Source organism: Photobacterium angustum, assembly GCF_003026365.1.
Taxonomy (GTDB): domain Bacteria; phylum Pseudomonadota; class Gammaproteobacteria; order Enterobacterales; family Vibrionaceae; genus Photobacterium; species Photobacterium angustum.
Genome location: NZ_PYOM01000017.1, coordinates 32,908 through 53,241, shown reverse-complemented (window position 1 = coordinate 53,241; position 20,334 = coordinate 32,908). Strand labels below are relative to the sequence as shown.

At 42.1% G+C, this 20,334-nt stretch carries 18 protein-coding genes and 1 tRNA gene; 8 read left to right on the top strand and 11 right to left on the bottom strand.

The window, feature by feature from the left end; genetic code table 11:
* Positions 1-370: 370 nt before the first annotated feature.
* From CTN01_RS16860 to rpsU, 5 genes are all read right to left on the bottom strand, one after another.
* Positions 371-446: transfer RNA gene (locus CTN01_RS16860), tRNA-Ile, on the bottom strand.
* A gap of 199 nt (positions 447-645) precedes the next feature.
* On the bottom strand, positions 646-2,496 hold the full coding sequence (gene rpoD, locus CTN01_RS16855; protein WP_045128295.1) for an RNA polymerase sigma factor RpoD: 1,851 nt from the start codon (positions 2,494-2,496) through the stop codon (positions 646-648).
* 92 nt (positions 2,497-2,588) lie between these two features.
* On the bottom strand, positions 2,589-4,346 hold the full coding sequence (gene dnaG / locus CTN01_RS16850; protein WP_045148704.1) for a DNA primase: 1,758 nt from the start codon (positions 4,344-4,346) through the stop codon (positions 2,589-2,591).
* Positions 4,347-4,480: 134 nt separating this feature from the next.
* Positions 4,481-4,924 (bottom strand): GatB/YqeY domain-containing protein, encoded by a 444-nt coding sequence (locus CTN01_RS16845; RefSeq protein ID WP_005369839.1) that lies wholly within the window; start codon positions 4,922-4,924, stop codon positions 4,481-4,483.
* Positions 4,925-4,955: 31 nt separating this feature from the next.
* The gene (gene rpsU, locus CTN01_RS16840) at positions 4,956-5,171 is read right to left on the bottom strand and encodes a 30S ribosomal protein S21 (protein ID WP_005301411.1); all 216 of its coding nucleotides are present in this window, start codon (positions 5,169-5,171) and stop codon (positions 4,956-4,958) included.
* Positions 5,172-5,420: 249 nt separating this feature from the next.
* On the opposite strand from rpsU, the gene tsaD reads away from it, so the two are divergent.
* Positions 5,421-6,440: a tRNA (adenosine(37)-N6)-threonylcarbamoyltransferase complex transferase subunit TsaD gene (tsaD, locus tag CTN01_RS16835; protein ID WP_045128293.1), complete on the top strand. Its 1,020-nt coding sequence runs from the start codon at positions 5,421-5,423 to the stop codon at positions 6,438-6,440.
* Positions 6,441-6,494: 54 nt separating this feature from the next.
* Here tsaD and plsY read toward each other — a convergent pair whose 3' ends face one another.
* A complete protein-coding gene (gene plsY / locus CTN01_RS16830) occupies positions 6,495-7,106 on the bottom strand; it encodes a glycerol-3-phosphate 1-O-acyltransferase PlsY (RefSeq protein ID WP_045083517.1) in 612 nt (203 codons plus the stop codon).
* Between the two features lie 247 nt (positions 7,107-7,353).
* On the opposite strand from plsY, the gene folB reads away from it, so the two are divergent.
* From folB to CTN01_RS16815, 3 genes are all read left to right on the top strand, one after another.
* On the top strand, positions 7,354-7,707 hold the full coding sequence (folB, locus tag CTN01_RS16825) for a dihydroneopterin aldolase (protein ID WP_045130746.1): 354 nt from the start codon (positions 7,354-7,356) through the stop codon (positions 7,705-7,707).
* Positions 7,704-8,177, top strand: coding sequence for a 2-amino-4-hydroxy-6-hydroxymethyldihydropteridine diphosphokinase (folK, locus tag CTN01_RS16820; protein ID WP_045148703.1), 474 nt, complete (start codon positions 7,704-7,706; stop codon positions 8,175-8,177). The genes folB and folK overlap by 4 nt, the downstream gene beginning before the upstream one ends.
* A gap of 62 nt (positions 8,178-8,239) precedes the next feature.
* Positions 8,240-9,043: an undecaprenyl-diphosphate phosphatase gene (locus CTN01_RS16815; RefSeq protein WP_045148702.1), complete on the top strand. Its 804-nt coding sequence runs from the start codon at positions 8,240-8,242 to the stop codon at positions 9,041-9,043.
* A 73-nt stretch (positions 9,044-9,116) separates the two neighbouring features.
* Here CTN01_RS16815 and CTN01_RS16810 read toward each other — a convergent pair whose 3' ends face one another.
* Positions 9,117-10,352, bottom strand: a complete 1,236-nt coding sequence (locus CTN01_RS16810; protein ID WP_045148699.1) for a multifunctional CCA addition/repair protein — start codon at positions 10,350-10,352, stop codon at positions 9,117-9,119.
* Between the two features lie 236 nt (positions 10,353-10,588).
* Between CTN01_RS16810 and CTN01_RS16805 the strand changes: the two genes are divergently transcribed.
* Positions 10,589-12,262: an AAA family ATPase gene (locus tag CTN01_RS16805; RefSeq protein ID WP_045148698.1), complete on the top strand. Its 1,674-nt coding sequence runs from the start codon at positions 10,589-10,591 to the stop codon at positions 12,260-12,262.
* The gene (locus CTN01_RS16800) at positions 12,262-13,218 is read left to right on the top strand and encodes a general secretion pathway protein GspB (RefSeq protein WP_045148696.1); all 957 of its coding nucleotides are present in this window, start codon (positions 12,262-12,264) and stop codon (positions 13,216-13,218) included. The genes CTN01_RS16805 and CTN01_RS16800 overlap by 1 nt, the downstream gene beginning before the upstream one ends.
* An 82-nt stretch (positions 13,219-13,300) precedes the next feature.
* Here the strand turns inward: CTN01_RS16800 and CTN01_RS16795 are convergent, their stop codons facing one another.
* The 3 genes from CTN01_RS16795 to CTN01_RS16785 form a co-directional block, all read right to left on the bottom strand.
* Positions 13,301-13,918, bottom strand: a complete 618-nt coding sequence (locus CTN01_RS16795; protein ID WP_045083510.1) for a TIGR04211 family SH3 domain-containing protein — start codon at positions 13,916-13,918, stop codon at positions 13,301-13,303.
* A gap of 116 nt (positions 13,919-14,034) precedes the next feature.
* Entirely contained in the window at positions 14,035-15,303 is a 1,269-nt protein-coding gene (locus CTN01_RS16790) for an inorganic phosphate transporter (RefSeq protein WP_005369823.1), read from the bottom strand.
* Between the two features lie 30 nt (positions 15,304-15,333).
* Positions 15,334-16,014 carry a TIGR00153 family protein gene (locus CTN01_RS16785; RefSeq protein ID WP_005369822.1) on the bottom strand — a complete coding sequence of 227 codons (681 nt, stop codon included), beginning with the start codon at positions 16,012-16,014 and terminating at the stop codon, positions 15,334-15,336.
* Between the two features lie 185 nt (positions 16,015-16,199).
* On the opposite strand from CTN01_RS16785, the gene CTN01_RS16780 reads away from it, so the two are divergent.
* Positions 16,200-17,714 (top strand): CYTH and CHAD domain-containing protein, encoded by a 1,515-nt coding sequence (locus tag CTN01_RS16780; protein WP_045148695.1) that lies wholly within the window; start codon positions 16,200-16,202, stop codon positions 17,712-17,714.
* A gap of 66 nt (positions 17,715-17,780) precedes the next feature.
* On the opposite strand, the gene CTN01_RS16775 is transcribed toward CTN01_RS16780, so the two are convergent.
* Positions 17,781-18,575, bottom strand: coding sequence for an ion transporter (locus CTN01_RS16775; protein WP_045083506.1), 795 nt, complete (start codon positions 18,573-18,575; stop codon positions 17,781-17,783).
* Positions 18,576-18,705: 130 nt separating this feature from the next.
* Between CTN01_RS16775 and CTN01_RS16770 the strand changes: the two genes are divergently transcribed.
* Positions 18,706-20,286: a methyl-accepting chemotaxis protein gene (locus CTN01_RS16770; RefSeq protein ID WP_045148694.1), complete on the top strand. Its 1,581-nt coding sequence runs from the start codon at positions 18,706-18,708 to the stop codon at positions 20,284-20,286.
* The last annotated feature ends 48 nt before the right edge of the window (positions 20,287-20,334 follow it).

Below are 20,334 nucleotides of genomic sequence, written 5' to 3'. Positions count from 1 at the left end.
GTTGGTTAGATCTTGGTACTTGCGTTAATTTATAATATCAAACAGTTTATTGGATATGAGCTTAACGAGCGCAACATTATAGCAGAACTCTTATGATTTGCACTTAGAGTTAAGAGCCTAAATCGTCTCATTGTTATGTGACGTAACGATGATGATTATGCTGATAAATAAAAATAAAGTATTGTTATTTATCAAGACTTGAAGGGTTATTTAATATTGTCTTTACGCTGTAATATATTCTGTTGTGGTGAAGAAGTATCAAAGTAATTGATGAAATCACAATAATGGTTTTTGTGATCTGAATCTGAAAGGGTGTATATAGATAAAATAAAAGGCAGAGAAGGATTAACCTTTTCTGCCTTTCTATGTTTGGTGGCCCCTCCCAGACTTGAACTGGGGACCAAGCGATTATGAGTCGCCTGCTCTAACCACTGAGCTAAGGGGCCAATATGGGGCAAATTATAGGGGATGGATTTGCCCTTGTCTAGCGATTAAGGCTAGGATTTTGTTTGCTTTTTCAACAGTTAGTCTTCTATTCGAGATATTTGCAGCATAAATCAAATAAGTGACTTTGTTATTTTATTGTGTGCATTGCTTAAGATACAAAAAAGCGAGCGCTAGGCTCGCTTTTTTTAATGCTTAAGTTTACTCGTCGAGGAAACTGCGTAGCACATCAGAACGGCTTGGGTGGCGAAGCTTACGTAACGCTTTTGCTTCAATCTGACGAATACGCTCACGCGTTACATCAAACTGTTTACCCACTTCTTCTAACGTGTGGTCAGTATTCATATCAATACCGAAACGCATACGTAGTACTTTAGCTTCACGTGGTGTTAGGCCTGCAAGTACATCGTTTGTCGCTGCACGTAGATTGGTTGCTGTTGCTGCATCCATTGGTAATTGAAGCGTAGTATCTTCAATGAAGTCACCTAGATGTGAATCTTCATCATCACCAATTGGGGTTTCCATTGATATTGGCTCTTTAGCAATCTTCAATACCTTACGGATCTTGTCTTCCGGCATTTGCATGCGTTCAGCCAATTCTTCAGGTAATGGCTCACGACCCATCTCCTGAAGCATCTGACGAGAGATACGGTTCAGTTTGTTGATGGTTTCAATCATGTGAACAGGAATACGAATAGTACGTGCCTGATCTGCGATTGAACGTGTGATTGCCTGACGGATCCACCATGTCGCATAAGTTGAGAATTTGTAACCACGACGGTATTCAAATTTATCAACAGCTTTCATCAAACCAATGTTACCTTCTTGGATTAGATCCAAGAACTGCAGACCGCGGTTGGTGTACTTCTTCGCGATAGAAATAACCAGACGTAAGTTTGCTTCAACCATCTCTTTTTTCGCACGGCGAGCTTTTGCTTCACCGATAGACATACGACGGCTGATGTCTTTAATACGTTCGATTGAAAGACCTGTTTCTTCTTCTAGCATGCGTAGCTTAAGCGAAGAACGACGAAGATCTTCTTCGTATACCTTTAAGCGCTCAGCATAAGGTTTGCCAGAATTTAGTGCTTCATCAATCCAATCTTGGCTTGATTCGTTACCTGCAAATAAGGAAACGAATGTTTTCTTTGGCATTTTGCTGTTATCAACACACATACGCATGATAAGACGCTCGTTAGTGCGTACTTTATCCATAGAATCACGTAGTGAGCTAACCAAACGGTCAAACTGCTTAGGTATCAGACGGAACTGCTTGAATACTTCTGATAGCTCTTCAACTGCAACTTCAGTCGTCGCATTTTGACGACCGTTTGTTTCAATTGCTAACGCCATTTTATCGTAGGCTTGGCGTAGTTCTAAGAACTTCTCGCGAGCAAGCTCTGGATCGATGCTGCCGTCATCTTCTTCTTCATCGCTATCTTCAGCGTCTTCGTCATCTTCAAGATCTTTATCTTCGTCTTCAAGATCACTTTCGCTTAGCTCTGAACCAATGTGCGTTGCTGTTGGTGCAGCAGTTGCTTCTTCGTTAGGATCAACAAAGCCTGAAATAATATCAGTTAGGCGAAGCTCATCAGCTTCAACTTTATCGAATTGCTCAAGTAAGTGAGCAATTGCAGATGGGTATTCAGCGACAGAACATTGAACTTGGTTAATACCATCTTCAATGCGTTTTGCGATATCAATTTCGCCTTCACGAGTAAGTAGTTCAACCGTACCCATCTCACGCATGTACATACGTACAGGGTCTGTCGTGCGGCCGATCTCGCTTTCTACGCTTGATAATGCTTGCGCCGCTGCTTCAATGGCGTCTTCGTCGGCATTATCTTCAGTCATCATGAGTTCATCGGCATCAGGGGCAGTTTCAACTACCTTAATACCCATGTCATTAATCATTTGAATAATGTCTTCAACCTGATCAGAATCAACAATATCTTCTGGTAGGTGGTCATTTACTTCGGCGTAGGTCAGATAGCCTTGTTCCTTGCCTTTCGCAACAAGTAACTTTAGCTGTGACTGCGGATTTTGCTCCATAGACGGTATCCAACTTCGGGTCTGAGTGATAATTTAGTATGCAGAGTTGCAAACCGTTAATTATAACAAATTTCTTAATTGTTGACTACTTATTAAACAGGACGATTCAGTAATAGTAACTGTAATTCCTGTTTTTCTTCGACTGATAAGCCGACTGTTCTCGATTTAGTCTGCAACTGTTCAATTTGTTGTTTGACGCACTGATCAATAATTTTGTCCATTGCGTCTAAAAATACATCTAAGCTGTTGTCTTCATCTTTCGACAACGGTAATACCCACGCAGCGAGACGAGCCATTGTGGCTTCATTCTTGGTACCGCGCCAGTGTTCTAAAAGTTGTCCAGTGCTGATATTGGGGTTACTTCGGCATTTATCAACTATCGATAGCAATAAATTTAAGCCTGATAATTCAATATTTTCAAATGCACTCATGTCAAACTCAAGGTGAGTGACAAAGTTAGGGTGCTGAATCAATAATGCGATCACTTCTCGCATTGGTGTTCGTTTAATTTGTACTTGGCCAACAGGCTTTGATGTTTTGCCATGCATTGATATTAGTTGCTGAAGCTGGGCTTCGTCAGGCAAACCTAAATTTTTGCCAAGCAGCTCACGTAAGTATAGCCTGAGCGTGCCACCAGGGACCTTATCGATCAGTGGAACGGCGAGGGTGCTAAGTTTTGCTTTCCCTTCGCGGCTGGTGGTATCTACCTGTCGCATTAAACTGTTGAAGAGAAAATCTGATAATGGCATCGCTTCATCAACACGTTGTTCAAAGGCGTCTTTGCCTTCAGCACGAATACATGAATCAGGATCTTCGCCGTCAGGCAAGAACATGAATTTGAGTTGGCGACCATCCGTTAAATACGGCAGTGCTTGCTCCATTGCTCGCCATGCAGCGTCTCGTCCAGCTCTATCGCCATCATAACAACATACAACCGTGCTAGTTTGACGAAATAGACTTTGAATATGATCGCCTGTGGTTGATGTACCGAGTGACGCTACGGCGTAATCAACACCAAATTGCGCTAACGCGACGACATCCATATAACCTTCAACTACCATGATTTTATTTGGTTCACGGTGAGTTTGTAACACTTCATATAAGCCGTATAACTCGCGACCTTTATGGAAAATATCGGTTTCAGGTGAGTTGAGGTATTTTGGGGTGCCATCGCCTAACACGCGTCCGCCAAAACCAATAACTCGTCCACGTCGATCATGGATCGGAAACATCACTCGGCCACGGAAGCGATCATAACGACGACCATTGTCGTTCTCGATCAGCATACCTGTGTTTACAAGTGCTTTTTGCGATTCATTATCTCTGCCAAAACGACTCCGTACCATGTCCCATTGATCAGGAATAAACCCGATCGAGAATTTTTTTACGATTTCACCGGATAAGCCACGACCTTTGAGATAATCGATAGCAATTTCACCTTCTTTGGTACGAAGTTGAGATTGGTAAAATTGTGAAACTTGTCCCATCAACTCATAGTAATTACGTTTGTCAGCGGCTTTTGGACCACGATGGGTATTATTTCCATCGTTTTCACGTGGCACTTCCAAACCTAGCTGTGAAGCTAATTCTTCAATCGCATCAACAAAATCAAGGCGATCAAACTCCATGACAAAATCGAGTACGTTACCGTGCACACCACAACCGAAACAGTGGTAAAACTGCTTTTCTTGGCTAACAGAAAAAGAGGGTGTTTTTTCGTTATGGAAAGGACAACAAGCACCAAAGTTTTTGCCTTGTTTTTTGAGTTTTACCCGTGCATCAATGACATCGACAATGTCATGTCGAGAAATAAGATCATCAATGAATGAACGTGGTATTTTTCCTGCCATAAGAAAGCAAATAACCTGATAGTGAAATGAAAGAAGATTGTTATTGGAGTGTGTTGAGTTCTTGTTCAATCAGATACGAACAAGCCGTGCATCCCCAAAAGGATAGCACGGCTTGTCGCTGAATAGGAGAGTGATTAACCTAGTTTAGTTTTCACTAACTTGCTAACAATCCCCATATCGGCACGACCCTGAATTTGCGGTTTCAGTACGCCCATCACTTTGCCCATATCTTGCATAGTGGCAGCGCCAGTCGCAGCAATAGCTTCATCCATTAACGCAGAGATTTCCTCTTCAGTTAGTGGTTGAGGCATAAACTCGGCTAGAACACTGATTTCAGCATGCTCAACATCAGCTAAGTCTTGACGGCCTGCAGCTTCATATTGGGCTACAGAGTCACGACGTTGCTTAACCATTTTTGTTAATACAACCAACACGTCGTCGTCGTTAAGAGTGATCTTTTCGTCAACTTCACGTTGTTTAATTGCTGCAAGAACTAAACGGATAGCGCCAAGACGAGGTTTATCCTTCGCCTTCATCGCCGCTTTTTGTTCGTCTTTAAGACGTTCAATTAGAGTCATTACGCGATCCTTCTGTATTAAAATCTAAAGATTAGTACAGACGAACGCGACGCGCGTTTTCGCGAGCCAATTTCTTCAGGTGACGCTTAACTGCCGCTGCTTTAGCGCGCTTACGTACAGTTGTTGGCTTTTCGAAGTGCTCACGACGACGAACTTCAGAAAGGATACCTGCTTTTTCGCAAGAGCGCTTAAAACGACGTAGTGCTACGTCAAACGGTTCGTTTTCACGTACTTTGATTACTGGCATGTAATACTCACCTCAGAGTGATTCTATTTAAAGCTGACGTTCAAAGTGTCAGCTGATTAAAAATGGTGCGAAATTCTAATCTGATCTGGGGGCATTTGTAAAGCATTCTGCGCCTATGAACTGGTTAATTTATGTCAACAACGGTAACATGCCCCTTAATTAGTACTTCCTAACCCTATTTGAGTTATCGGTTGTTATTGAAACTATACCGATTTTTCATTTAAACCCCCTAATAGTATAGAGGTTGTTATGCGTATACTGGGCATCGAGACTTCCTGTGATGAAACAGGTATTGCGATTTTCGATGATGAAAAAGGTCTCTTGGCACATGAACTTTACAGTCAAGTAAAGCTACATGCGGATTACGGTGGTGTTGTGCCTGAGTTGGCATCGCGTGATCACGTTAAGAAAACGATTCCATTGATTAAGGCTGCGCTTGCTTCTGCCGGACTGACTCATGACGATCTTGATGGTGTTGCTTATACCGCAGGCCCTGGTCTTGTTGGTGCATTATTAGTGGGTGCAACCATTGGACGCAGTCTGGCGTACGCGTGGGATTTACCTGCCGTTGCGGTGCACCATATGGAAGGACACCTTCTCGCGCCAATGTTAGAAGATAATGCACCTGAATTCCCATTTGTTGCCTTGTTGGTTTCTGGCGGTCATACCATGATGGTTGAAGTTAAAGGCATTGGTGAATACCAAATCCTAGGCGAGTCGATTGATGACGCGGCAGGTGAGGCTTTTGATAAAACAGCGAAGATGATGGGGCTTGATTACCCAGGTGGCCCATTACTGTCTAAAATGGCAGAAAAAGGCACTAAAGGGCGTTTTAAATTCCCTCGACCAATGACAGATCGTCCCGGTCTTGATTTTAGCTTTTCTGGTTTAAAAACATTTGCGGCGAATACGATTCGTGCTAACGATGATGATGAACAAACCCGAGCTGATATCGCGTTTGCATTCCAAGAGGCGGTAGTCGATACCTTAGCAATTAAATGTAAACGTGCACTAAAACAAACAGGTTTAAAGCGCTTAGTGATTGCTGGTGGTGTCAGTGCAAACAAGCACTTACGTCAAGAGCTTGAAAGCATGATGAAGAACCTAAAAGGTGAAGTGTTCTATCCTCGTACAGAATTTTGTACAGATAACGGTGCAATGATCGCTTATGCAGGCATGCAGCGTTTGAAAAACAAAGAGACGATGGATTTAGGTGTTAAAGCCTTCCCACGCTGGCCAATTGATCAACTGAAACCGATTGCTGACTAATAAAAAACTGGTATAGCAATAGAAGAGCGAAGCAAAGAGCTTCGCTTTTTTTGTTTAAACGTCTTTGTTTTTCTTGGAAAACTTATCCCAAATCTTGGTTTCTTGTCCATCGAGAAGGCGACGAATATTTTCGTGGTGTCGCAAAATGATTAAGCAAGAAAGCATGGAAACTGGCATGGTGTATTCAGGTTTTACAAGCCAAGTGAGCATCGGTGCAGCAAGGGCTGTGATAAGTGAAGCGAGTGAAGAGTAGCCAGTTACAACCAGTGTGAGTACCCATGTTGTAATGAGCATGCCGCTTAAATCCCATCCAATAGGCGCTAATGCCCCAAGGGCTGTTGCAACTCCTTTACCGCCTTGGAAATGAAAAAACAGCGGGTAGATGTGGCCTAGGCAAGCCGCAATACCGATGATACCGAGTAAAAAAGGATTAATACCTAAAAAGTAGCTTAGCCATACAGGTAACATACCTTTTAGAATATCTGACACTAAAACTAACGCTGCTGCACTTTTTCCACCTAAACGAAGCACATTGGTGGCACCAGGATTACCGGAACCACTTTTTCGAGGATCGGGAAGTCGATACAACCGTGAAATTAATACGGCGCTAGAAATAGACCCAAGTAAGTAGGCGGCAATGATCATCAGTAGCGCTAGTGGTGTCATGCATTTATCCGGATATCTAAGGTAAGAGCCAGTTCAACAGGAATTGAAATGTTAACTGGATCTTATCTGCGTCAATATTACGGAACTGTAATTTTGACTCGTTCATGGCTGTGGTATAGTTCCAGCCAAGTTAACAGTGATAATGTTACATAGTTAATAACAACACTTATGTTAACGAATATTACCTGATAATACGCGCTTTTGCTGACATTGGGTATCCGACCTCTAACAAAATTAGCGATTGAGCATGGATACGGTATTTATCGAAAAATTAGAAGTTATTGCCACTATTGGGGTATATGACTGGGAGCAGGAAATTAAGCAAAAATTAGTGCTTGATTTGGAAATGGCGCATGATAATCGACCTGCTGCTAACAGTGATGATGTTACTTATGCATTGGATTATTCAACGGTAAGTACCGCTGTTACGAATTTGATTGAACAGGGACGATTTCTGTTAGTTGAGCGTGTAGCTGAAGATGTGGCAAATTTAATCATGACAGACTTTAATGTGCCTTGGATCAAAGTACGAGTGACTAAACCTGGTGCTGTGGTGAATGCGCGTGGCGTTGGAGTGCAAATAGAGCGAGGTAGTAAGTGATCACCGCGTATATCAGTATTGGTAGTAATATTGAACGTGAATATCATTTAAAAGCTGGCTTAGATGCGGTGAAGACACTGGCAAGTAAATGGCGAATGTCTCGCATTTTTGAAGCTGAGCCTGTGGGTTTTGATGGCGATAATTTTTTTAATGCAGTGATCGAAATACAGACATCGTTATCGTTATCTGCATTACAATCTCAACTTAAAGAGATTGAACGCAAATTAGGGCGTCCGACACATGCAGTTAAAAATCAAAGTCGTACTATCGATCTTGATTTGTTGTTGTATGGCGATGCTGTGAGTGATGCTTTACCGTCGTTACCACGTTCTGATATTTACCGTTTTGCTTTTGTTCTGTGGCCGCTCAGTGAATTAAATCCTGATTTAGTGATACCACAAGAGACTCAAACATTGGCGCAACTTTGGCAAAATTTTTCTCAACAGCAAATATTATGGCCTGTTGAGTGAGTCGTTTAGTAGAAAGTTAGTCATTACTTACTTTTTATTCTGTGTTTAATTAAGGACAATTAATGAGTCATCTTGAAGCATTTATGTTAGCCCTTATTCAAGGACTAACAGAGTTTTTACCCGTCTCTAGCTCTGCCCATTTAATCTTACCGTCTGAGATCTTAGGTTGGCCAGATCAAGGCTTAGCGTTTGATGTCGCTGTACACGTTGGTACGTTGATGGCGGTTATTCTTTATTTTCGAAAAGAAGTGGTTTCGTTATTAACCGCTTGGATGAACTCCATTTTTAAACGTGAGCATAGCGCTGAATCGAAATTAGCATGGATGATTGTGATAGCGACAATCCCCGCCTGTATCTTCGGTTTGGTGATGAAAGACTTTATTGAAATGTACTTGCGTTCAGCATGGGTGATTGCGTGTACCACGATTATTTTTGGTTTGTTGCTATGGTGGGTTGATAAACGTGCGAAGCAAACCGATAACGAGTATCAAGTGAATTGGAAGAGTGCGTTGTTTATTGGTCTAGCGCAGGCAGCGGCCATTATTCCTGGAACCTCTCGCTCTGGTGCGACGATGACTGCGGCTCTTTATCTTGGCTTTACTCGTGAGGCTGCAGCGCGTTTTTCATTTTTAATGTCGATCCCTATTATTCTTTTAGCAGGCGGTTATCTAGGTTTAAAACTGGTGACAGGCGCTGATCCTATTGATGTAGGAAACTTAAGTATTGGTATCGCAGTATCATTTATCAGTGCTTATGCGTGTATCCACGTATTTTTGAAATTAGTAACGCGCTTGGGGATGACACCGTTCGTTATCTACCGCTTAATTTTGGGTATTGGTTTGTTCCTATTCTTGATGTCCAAGTAATTTGAACGTGCTATTTACACACAAAAAAAGCCGACATCATGTCGGCTTTTTTGTATTTATCACTGAGCGAGTATTAGAATTCTTTTCGGGTTTCTTTTAGATATTGCGCGACGGCTTCGCTACGTTTTAAGGCAAGTTGCTCTCTGATCTCTGCGCCTTTAAAACCTGCGGCGACAATGGCTTTGACATCAACGGTTAGTGCAGTCTTAAAGACCGCTTGTAGAATGTCTGCTTGCTGATACGGTGTTTGCTCAAAGTGGGTGCGTCCACGAGCATCAGCACGACAGCACATTGCTAGTTGAGCAACACGGTCGGGTTTTCGCCATGCGTCAATTTGATCAAAGATTTTAATAAAGGTATCAGCACGCATTTCTTCAGCATAATGGATTTTGGTGTGCTGTTCACAGACCAATAATGCTAGATCGCGATAGTCATTTGGTATACGCAAACGTTGGCACAGCGCTTTGATAGGTTTGATACCATCTCGACAGTGTGTCTTGTGATGAGGAAGATCCTCTTTTGGGGATAAGGCTTTACCCAAATCATGTACCTGTGCGGCAAAACGAATGGTTTTATCGGTGGTTAACTCAGCGGCTTTTTTAGCCACTAATAAAGTATGGATACCGCAATCAATTTCAGGATGCCATTTTTCAGGTTGTGGTACGCCAAACAGAGCATCAATTTCTGGCATGACAACCGATAAAGCACCACATTGGCGCAGTACCGTAAGAAATACTTGTGGATCATCACTAGAGAGTGATTTCTCCCACTCTTTCCATACCCGCTCAGGTGTTAGACTTTCTAATTCACCACTGATCACCATCTCTTGCATTAACGAGATAGTTTCAGGTGCGACAGTAAAACCTAAATGAGCGAAACGCGCGGCAAAACGAGCGACACGTAAGACACGCAAAGGATCTTCACTAAATGCAGGGGAGACGTGACGTAAAATTTTATCGTGAAGATCTTGTTGACCATGGTAAGGATCTATTAACTCCCCCGTTGGTGATTGAGCTATCGCATTGATGGTAAGATCACGGCGCTGTAAATCTTGTTCAAGCGTTACATCAGGTGCAGAATAACAAATAAAGCCAGTATAACCATGCCCGGATTTTCGCTCGGTTCGAGCTAGAGCATGTTCCTGTTTCGTTTTTGGGTGAAGAAAAACAGGAAAGTCACTGCCTATTTGTTCAAATCCTGCAGCTAGCATTGCTTCTGGTGTTGTGCCAACCACAACCCAGTCTTTATCTGTTACCGTAAGGTTTAATAAGGTGTCACGAACGGCACCACCAACAAGATAGGTTTGCAATGAAAGCTCCTTATATTTGATACAAATGAGATGAATCTCTACCGATTTTAGTTAAAAACTGACCATAATACTGTATTCAGTGTGAACTTGGTCTATGCGCTACTGCTTGGCAGTATACAATAACCCAATCAATACCCATGATAATAAATACCGCAATGTTGACGGGTATTTTAGAACAAAAGAGCATTTAACCTTGCTTTACGGTTATCACTTATTTTAAGCATCAGAGTATTTTTATGTATCAGGACTTTTTCGGGATCACTGAAGCGCCTTTTTCTATCGTCCCTAGCGCACGCTTTTTATATCTCAGTGAACGACATCGAGAAGCATTGACACATATGTTGTCAGGATTAACCGATGGTGGTGGCTTTGGTTTATTAACGGGAGAAGTTGGTACCGGTAAAACAACCGTACTACGTGCGATGATTTCCCGATTGTCACACCAAACACAAGTTGCTGTTATTTTAAACCCAGCGTTATCAGCTCATGATTTATTAGCTGCAATTTGTGATGAGTTAGGCTTACATTATCAATCTGACGCAAGCTTTAAACAGTTAACTGATATCATTTATCGCCACTTGATTGCTAATCATGCTGAAGGTCGACAAACATTGCTGCTGGTGGATGAAGCACAGCACCTTATGCCTGATGTATTAGAACAATTACGCTTATTGACCAACTTAGAAACGGACAGCAGAAAACTGCTTAAGGTTGTGTTAATTGGTCAGCCTGAATTACAGCAATTATTGCAACAAGAGCGTTTACGTCAGCTTGCTCAACGTATAACTTCTCGTTATCACCTACTACCTTTAACCGAAACAGAAGTGAGCGAGTATATTCACTACCGTTTAACTGCTGTCGATTGTTTATATCCTGTGTTTGATGCAAGTAGTATCAAGCATATTGCAAAAGCAACTCAAGGTATTCCGCGCTTAATTAACCTTGTGTGCGATAAGTCGATGCAATTGGCTTGTCAAGCCGGCACGCATCAAGTGACTAAAGCTATGGCGGTGCAAGCGTGTGAAGATATTTTAAGTTGGCAAGTTCCTGTTCAGTCAAAAGTGCACTCGCAAGGGGGTAAAACTGCGGCATCATGGCTCCCGTGGGGAGTTGCTATGGCATTATGTTCAACATTAGTGGTGGGTGTCTGGCATTATTGGCCATTACCTGTTGCACCCGCTGTGCCACCGATAGCACCGAACCATTCGTTATACGCTGCTGCAAATTTGTCAGCTGTTGAAACATTGAGTGAGTTAAAAAATCAGGAAATAACAACAGCGTTAAATCACCCAGAAAATACCCAAGGAAGGTTAGTGAAACTGATTGATGCGAGTCGTAAAGAGCGAACTTCGATGCAAACGTTATATCGTTTATGGGGCTTTGATACCGCATTAAATCAAGCAACATGTGCTACCAGTTCGCGGATCAGCTTGGCATGCTTTAGTGGTAAAGCGACATTAGCAAAATTAGGCTTAATTAACCGTCCCGTGATCGTAACTTTAAAAGATGGCGCGCAGAAGCCTTTCTACGCGGTGTTATATGCGATTACCGATGATCGTATTGAATTACTTCTGGGAAAAGAGCGAATTTCGGTGACACCAAAATGGTTTGAATCACGTTGGGATGGACAATTTAGTTTATTGTGGCGCCCACCATTAGGTGATAAAACCAGTATTCGTTTTGGACAGAATGGTCCACGCGTTGCATGGCTTGACCAACAATTGAATGATTTTCTTGGTGAGGAATCGCCAAGAAAAGGTTATTTTGATCAATCAATATTAGATAAATTGCGTCGTTTCCAACGTTCACAAGATTTAGCGGCTGATGGGATAGCAGGGCCTATGACACTTATGGTGCTGGATTCTGCGATGAACCTACCTGGACCAACGTTACAGCCGGAGCACAGCTAATGTCTCAATTGCTAGATAGTTTAAAACAATCAGATAATAAAAATACGGATCAGTCTGAACGAGAAGCGGGTCAAGGAACCGTTAAAGTTGTACATCCAATGCGAAGTGTTAAAGCTCAGAAAATGTCGACATCATGGGCATGGCCACTTGTTATTGCATTACTTCCTGCGGCTTCTATTGTTGGATATAAGGTTTATCAGCAAGCTAAATATGAGCAGGTTCAAACAACAGCGCTGAGTGCACCGTTAAAGCAAGCACTTCAATCGCAACCCTCGACAGCAACATATGATCAGCGAGTATTACAAGCGCCAGCAGAGGGCCGTCAGGCTACTGTATTATCACCAAATAAAGACGTCGTTTTTCTGGATTATCCTCAATTAGTGACAGAGCCTCTTCCTGTTGGTGATAGCTTGTATTCAGCCGTGCCTGCTTATCAAGATTATGAAGTTTCAACGCCAACTAAACCTTATTCAGCCGACGTTTCTACAGATAATTATGCTCCGGTAACCAAAGCATCAGCAAAGCAATCTAAAGATCAAGATCCCTATCAACTAGATAATTTAGATCTTTCTGCCTTATCACCTAAGTTAGCCGCTCAGCTTAAATCCGCGATTGTGGCAACAGATGGCGAAAGTTATCAAGACAATGAACTCGATCGCAGTGAGAGTGAAGTCGATGATCAACCTGTAGTTAAAGCGCCTAAACAATCACAAAGTAAAGTGATCCCTATAGGCTTACTACCAGCATCGATTCAAAACCAATTACCTAAAATGAACTTTGAGCAGCACATATATTCGTCAACCCCTGCTAAGCGATGGGTTAAGGTGAATGGTAAAGAATTGCACGAAGGTGATAGTATTGCGCCTGGCGTCAAATTAGCCCGTATCGAGTCACGAGATGTGGTATTAAAGTTTGATGGTTATGAAATCAGTATGCCAGCATTGTCAGAGTGGTAATACGCGCTGACAATAGATAATAAAAAAGGCAGCTTAGCTGCCTTTTTTGATCCAGATATTGAGACCTCTGCCTCTTTGAGCATTAAGCCCAACCGTTATTACGTTTACGACGGCGTGGGATAAGGTGAGGCAGCACAAGACCAAATAATAATCCTGCACCAGCAACAAGACCACCATAAGTGAACCACTTCATTAAGAGGTCGTCTTTTTGAGTATCAATTTTTGCGCGAAGTTCACGGATTTGATCTTGAGATGACGATAACTCGCTTTGCAGCTTATTATTGCGAGTTTCTAGATCATTAATCTGTGTATTACGTTGAGCTAATGTGTTTTTAAGCCCTGCGTTTTGACTATCGCTTGAAGTTAGCGCTTCAGCAAGTTTAGCCTTAACTTCTGTTAATTCAGTTTGTAGCGCAGGAACACGCTCTTTTAGGCCAATTTCAGTTGAAACAAATTTTGAATCAACCCAACCACTACGGCCACGATCATCCGTAATTTGAGTAAAGCCTGCGGCTTTATTTGAGCTAAGTAGAGTTACTTTCGTACCCGCATCAACGCTACCGATAATACGGTATTGTGTGCCGGGGCCTGAATGCATGTAAGTAAATAGGTTGTCTGAGATATAACGAACCTGTTCTGCATTTGCTACTGGCGCAACAGCAGCACAAATAAGTAAACAAAGACTAATGAGGTACTTCACAATCTGATCCTTGGGGAGTCTTAATTTTTTTAAGGTCGTTGATAGTAAGAATTTTGGGAGGAAGGTGCAAGAAAAGAGGGAGGCTAAGCCTCCCTCTTTTGAACCTGTGCCACTATTTAACCAAATATGGCTTGCATAATGTAGAAGAAAATGACAGCAAGTAGTGCACCTGCTGGCAGAGTTACAACCCATGATGCAACGATGTTACGAACAACACCAAGATTTAATGCCGCAATACCACGAGCAAAACCCACACCTAAAACTGCACCTACAAGTGTTTGTGTAGTTGAGATAGGTAAACCTGTACCTGATGCCAGCACAACAGTCGATGCTGTTGCTAGCTGTGCAGCAAAACCACGGCTTGGGGTTAGTTCTGTGATACCTGTGCCTACGGTAGCCATTACTTTATGACCTAGAGTCGCAAGGCCGATAACAATACCGATACCACCTAGTGGAAGGATCCACCATGCAATTTCACTTTTCTCTGCAATTTGACCTGCATGTTCAACCGTAGAAACTACAGCAGACAGAGGACCAATCGCATTAGCTACGTCATTTGAGCCGTGAGCAAATGCCATTGCACAAGCGGTTACTACCATTAGTACGCTAAATACACTTTCAACACCGGCATAACCATTGCTATCAACAGAAGAGCCGTCGTCAGTGTATTTACGTTGAATGTAGAAGTAACCTGCTACCATCACAAGTAGTGATACTACAAGTGATGCAACCCAAGCTTCACTGTTTGTTAAATGCAAACCAACGTGCTTTAGACCTTTCTTAATTGTTACTAGTGCAATGACCATCGCAGTAATAAACATGTAGACAGGAACAAAGCGCTTTGCATTTATCAGTGGAGTATCAGTGTCAAAAATTAATTTTTGGGCGCTGATAAATATTAGGTAAGCAAAAATACCTGCAATAAGAGGGGTAATTAACCAGCTACCAACAATACCTTGGATTGAATGCCAATCCACTGCATTAGTACCAACAGACACACACGCAAAACCGATAATTGCACCGATGATTGAGTGAGTTGTTGATACTGGCCAGCCCATATAAGAAGCGAGCAGTAGCCATGTACCAGCTGCAAGTAGCGCTGACATCATGCCGTATACCAGTACTTCAGGTTGGGCTGCGTAGAGTGAGGTATCGATAACACCTTTACGGATTGTATCTGTTACTTCACCACCAGCAAGATAAGCACCAGCGAACTCAAAAATCATCGCAATGATGATTGCTTGCTTCACAGTCAGTGCTTTTGAACCTACTGAAGTACCCATGGCATTGGCAACATCATTTGCACCAATACCAATCGCCATTAAAAGACCAAAAATAGCTGCCACTCCAATAATTAGAGTGCCGTAGTTAGCCAGGATTTCCATTGTAAAACCTTGTTTTGTTAATTCTCGTTATTAAGAACGCGAAAGCATAATCTCTAAACGCGAGCCTACACGCTGTGCTTGATCAGCAATCGCGCCTACCCACTCGAGAATCTTATACAGGAACATGACATCCACCGGGCTGTGTTGGTCTTCGATGGACATTAATTGTTGACGTAAGACAATCTGCATAGAATCAGTATCATCTTCGATAACATCTAGCTGATTAATCATTTCGGCAACAAGTGTCACTTCTCTGCCTTTGAAACCAGTCTCAAGAAGCTCATCCAATTCGTTAATTACACGGCGTGCTTGATCAGCAGCGTCTAAACAACGTTGAACGTAAGCGACAAAGTCTGGGTACATGATCGCAGGGATTTGTAGCTTACGACCTAAGACACGACCAGCGATATCTTTAGAGAGGTTAGCGAGTTTATCCTGCTGGGTTAACAGTCCTAGCATGTCAGTACGATCTACTGGCATGAAAAGACCACGAGGAAGCTTCAGACGGATCTCACGCTTAAGCACATCCGCATCTTTTTCAAGTTGCGAGATCTGTTCGCGTAAAACTGCCGCCTTCTCCCAATCTCCAGCATTACATGCTTCAAAGAATGGGATAAGCAAGTTACAACATTCAGTTACGCGAATAACGTGACGTTGCAGTGGTTTGATTGGGGATTTTGCAAAGAGCCCCATAATTGTATTTACTGGCATAGCCGATCAACCTAGAGAGTGCCCGAAAAAGGCTAATTCTTGAGCGATGGTCATTGAAGCGCGCATGTTAACGTATATGTGAGTATAGTGGAACTAATTTTGATCAAGGTTTTATCGATATTTCTGACTTGCCCTCAAGCGCAGAAGCAAATATCCTTGGATTGCCACTGTTTATAGGTATAACTATGGAAACCGAGATAGAACTGAAGTTTATCGTCTCACCAGAATTTTCTAGTCAATTATTGAACAAAATAACTGAAGCGAAAATTCTGCAGCAGAGCAGTCGAGAATTAGGCAATATTTACTTCGATACGCCAGACCAATTATTGCGTCAGCATGATATTGGCCTTCGGATACGTCGTTTTGACGATGTTTATGTACAGACATTAAAAACTGCAGGTCGGGTCGTTGCAGGTTTACACCAACGTCCTGAGTATAATGTAGAAATTGATGGTGATACGCCCACTTTGGCTTTACATCCAGCGGATGCGTGGCCAGAAGGTTTTGATGTTGATCTTGCTCAACAGCAAATTAAACCTTTATTCTCAACCGATTTCACCCGTCAGCAATGGTTAGTCGCTATGCCTGATGGAAGCCAAATTGAATTGGCTTATGATCATGGTGAGGTCCATACCAATGGTAAATCATCGCCAATTTGTGAAGTTGAGTTAGAGCTTAAATCGGGTCAAACCGACGCTTTATTTACGCTCGCCCGTGAACTTTGCGCGGATGGTGGTATGCGATTAGGTAATTTGAGTAAAGCGGCTCGTGGCTACCGCTTAGCAGCAGATTATCAAGGTGATACACCAAAGCCTTTAACGCTGGTGGCAACGACTGAGCAAGATACGGTTGAATCGACATTCATTAAAACGTTAGAGCATGCATTAGAGCATTGGTTATACCACGAACAAATTTATACTGAATCACAAGATCAGCAAGCGTTAGTTCAAATCTCCCAATCATTAAGCTTATTGCGCCAAACCTTTGCAACTTTCGGCGGCATTATTCCGCGTCGTGCCAGTGCTTTGTTGCGCCAAGAATTACAATGGTTAGAAGGTGAGTTAGCGTGGTTAGAAGATGCCAATAGTATTCAAGCGCTAACGGATGATAAATCTTATGTATTGCGTAAGTTAAATGGCCGAAAATTGCTGCAACAGCAGTTAGATGCACGCTATGCACAGCTCCCCGATAGCGAAGATATGCTGCGATTGATGAATTCGGCGCGTTATTGCGGTTTATTGCTTGATTTAAGTCGTTGGATATTAAGCCGTGGTTGGCAGCCGTTTTTAGATGATAAATCACGCGCAAAACTTGCTGGTGCGATTAAACCTTTTGCCGATAATATCTTATCTCGTTCATGGCGTGAGTTACTGGATGCCTTTCCTGCTGAACGCCAATTAACACGTTCTGATTACATTGATCAGAAACCACGTTTGCAACGAAATTTGATGTGTGGCTTATCTTTTGCTGAGCTTTACGATCCTGAATTACGTCAAGCTTTCCGTATGCCATGGTTTGATTTATTACAAGGTATTGACGACCTTTATGCCTTAGAGCCTATACGTCAGTTATTGCCGTTATTTGAAGGTGATGACTTTGTGCAAATTGAGAAATGGTTGCAGCGTCAAAATGAATCATTGATCCATGCAATGGATCAAACACGAAAAATGAGTATTGAACTCGCGCCATATTGGCCTTAAGTGCTAGAGAGAAAACAAAAGCCTTGCTCAAGCAAGGCTTTTTTATAGCTATATATTTTTGTTTTCTTAATGCTGGCTTGGTGTATTGGTGCTTTTATCTTGTGATAGTTGATCAAGTTTCGTTTCCAAGCGATCTAACTTAGCCAGTAATACTTGTTGATTGGCTAGCATTTCTCGCCATTCTTTTCGATGTGCTTTTTCGAGTAAGTCTTTTTCATGTTGTGGATCTGAAATTATTGAGCTTATCAAGCCTGCCACCATACCAAATAAACCTACGCCACAAATGATGATACCAATAGCAATGATCCTACCTAATGTTGTAACCGGATAATAATCGCCATAACCCACGGTCGAGATAGTGACAAATACCCACCATAGTGCATCCCCTGCAGTATGAATATTAGCTTCTGGGACATTGCCTTCTACAAACAAGATAGAACTTGCGCCAATAGTGATAAGAACCGTTAATAATAAGAAGATCGAAGCCAAAGTGGTTTCTCGGCGATTGTTTTGTAGCTGAAAGTAAATGTTTTTACTCGAACGTAATAAGCGAATAACACGCAGAACCTGTAAAATACGCATAAAACGTAACGGTTCGATAGCGGGAATACTGGCGATAAAATCAGGCCAGTGGTGCTTTAGGTAGGCAGCTTTACTTTTACTTCTAAATAAATCTATCAGCAGTTGGCACCAGAAAATCAAGCAGATAAAAGTGTCGATGGCAATAAAAATACGAAACGTTGGACTGTGTTTATTGAGAAAAAGTGTGCTGGTCACAATGATAAGCGAGGTAATAGAGAGAACTAATGCCATCAAACTCATGGGATGTAGCTCATACTTTACGTCATCAATTACTTTCATCACTAAGGTCTTTGTGGTTATTGTCGATATATTGCTATTAAGAAAGAAGATAGCAAAATTTATTGATAGTTATTGTGCTTCATCTTCATTTATTTGACTTGAAAATTGAAGGGCAATAGGGAGGCTCCAAATGGCAACGATGCATTTTTCATCATGGGAAAAAGGACTAACAAATATCCGTCTTGTGCCCAAACTGATCCTATTAATGGTGTTTAGTACGGTACTGCTACTTGGAAAGCAGTTATGGGATGCTCAAACATTTTATTCTGCTGTCTCAGAAATCCAAAAAGATCGCGCTAAAGAACAAGCGGTTTCATATGCTAATTTGTTGAAAAATATGGATCAAGCCGACGCCGATATAACAAAGACCTTTCTTAATCAAGCTTCAGCTCAAGATGCGTATGTTTATATTATTGATCGTAAAAGTGGCAAGGTCGCTGGGCACCCATCAGTAACGCAACTGGCTCAACTCAATGCAACGACATCAGAAAATCAACCCTTATCTGCTTTACTTTCTCAATTAACGATGTCCTCTCCATTAACGTTAGAGCAAGGGCGTTATGAATATGCAGAGTTACTTCCCCAGCGTGATTTAGTGGTCGTAGGCTCTCAGTCAACTCAAGTTGCTAAAAATTATTACTATCAATATTTATGGCAAATTGCATGGCAAACTGGGGTTATGATCCTTGCTTTTATGGTGCTGCTATTAGGAGGTTCAAGGGTAATGCTACGCCAAATTAGTTACTTAAAACAAAGTATTAAAAATTTGGCACAACGTAATTTAATTGAGCCGATTGAGATGGATTGCCGTGATGAATTTGGTGATTTAGCCCGTGAATTAGAAACAGCACGCTTTCAGTTACAGGAAGTATTGCAAGCTCAACGTGCAGCGGCGAGCGAGCTTTCGAGTCTTTCCGATATTATGTCAATTAGTATGGTAGAGACGAAAGCATCGGCACAAGAAGAATTTGCTGAGATTGATCAATTAGCTTCTGCGATGTCAGAAATGACCTCTACGGTACAAACCGTTGCTGAACACGCAAGGCAAGCTTCTGATGCCACAGTTGGAACATCAGAGCAAGCTGCGCAAGGGCAAGAATTTGTAGGTAAAACAATGAACACAATTAATCAGCTTTCTGGCGATATTCGTCAATCTGCTGATGCGGTTAATCAGGTTGAGGCGCGTGTTGAAAAGATCAGTACAGTGATAGTGACAATCCAAAGTATCTCAGAGCAAACCAATTTACTGGCATTGAACGCTGCGATTGAAGCTGCACGAGCAGGAGAGGCAGGACGCGGTTTTGCTGTTGTTGCTGATGAAGTACGTAATTTGGCACAACGGACACAAACCGCAACGGTTGAAATTCAAGAGATGATCAGTCAATTGCAACAAAGTGCTCAGCAAGCCGTGGGGTTGATGGAGCAAAGTGTTGAAGAAGCGGCAGAAGGGGTCGACTTGGTAACCAGTGCTGGAGATGAACTAGAAAAAATTGTCGCACAAGTAAAGCTTATTAATGATATGAATTTCCATATAGCTACCGCAGCAGAGCAGCAAACAACGGTTGCTGATGAGATGAACCAGAATTTAACCAATGTGCGAGAGTTGGTAGAAGCGTCGGTGACAGTGGTGACTGAGCTTGCTGAAACGTCCGATACCATGCACCAACATGCTAATGATTTAGAAACAAAAATTAAGGCATTTCAGGTGTAATTTATCGCCTCGTGTAATAGATAACCTGTAATGTATAAAATTATAACG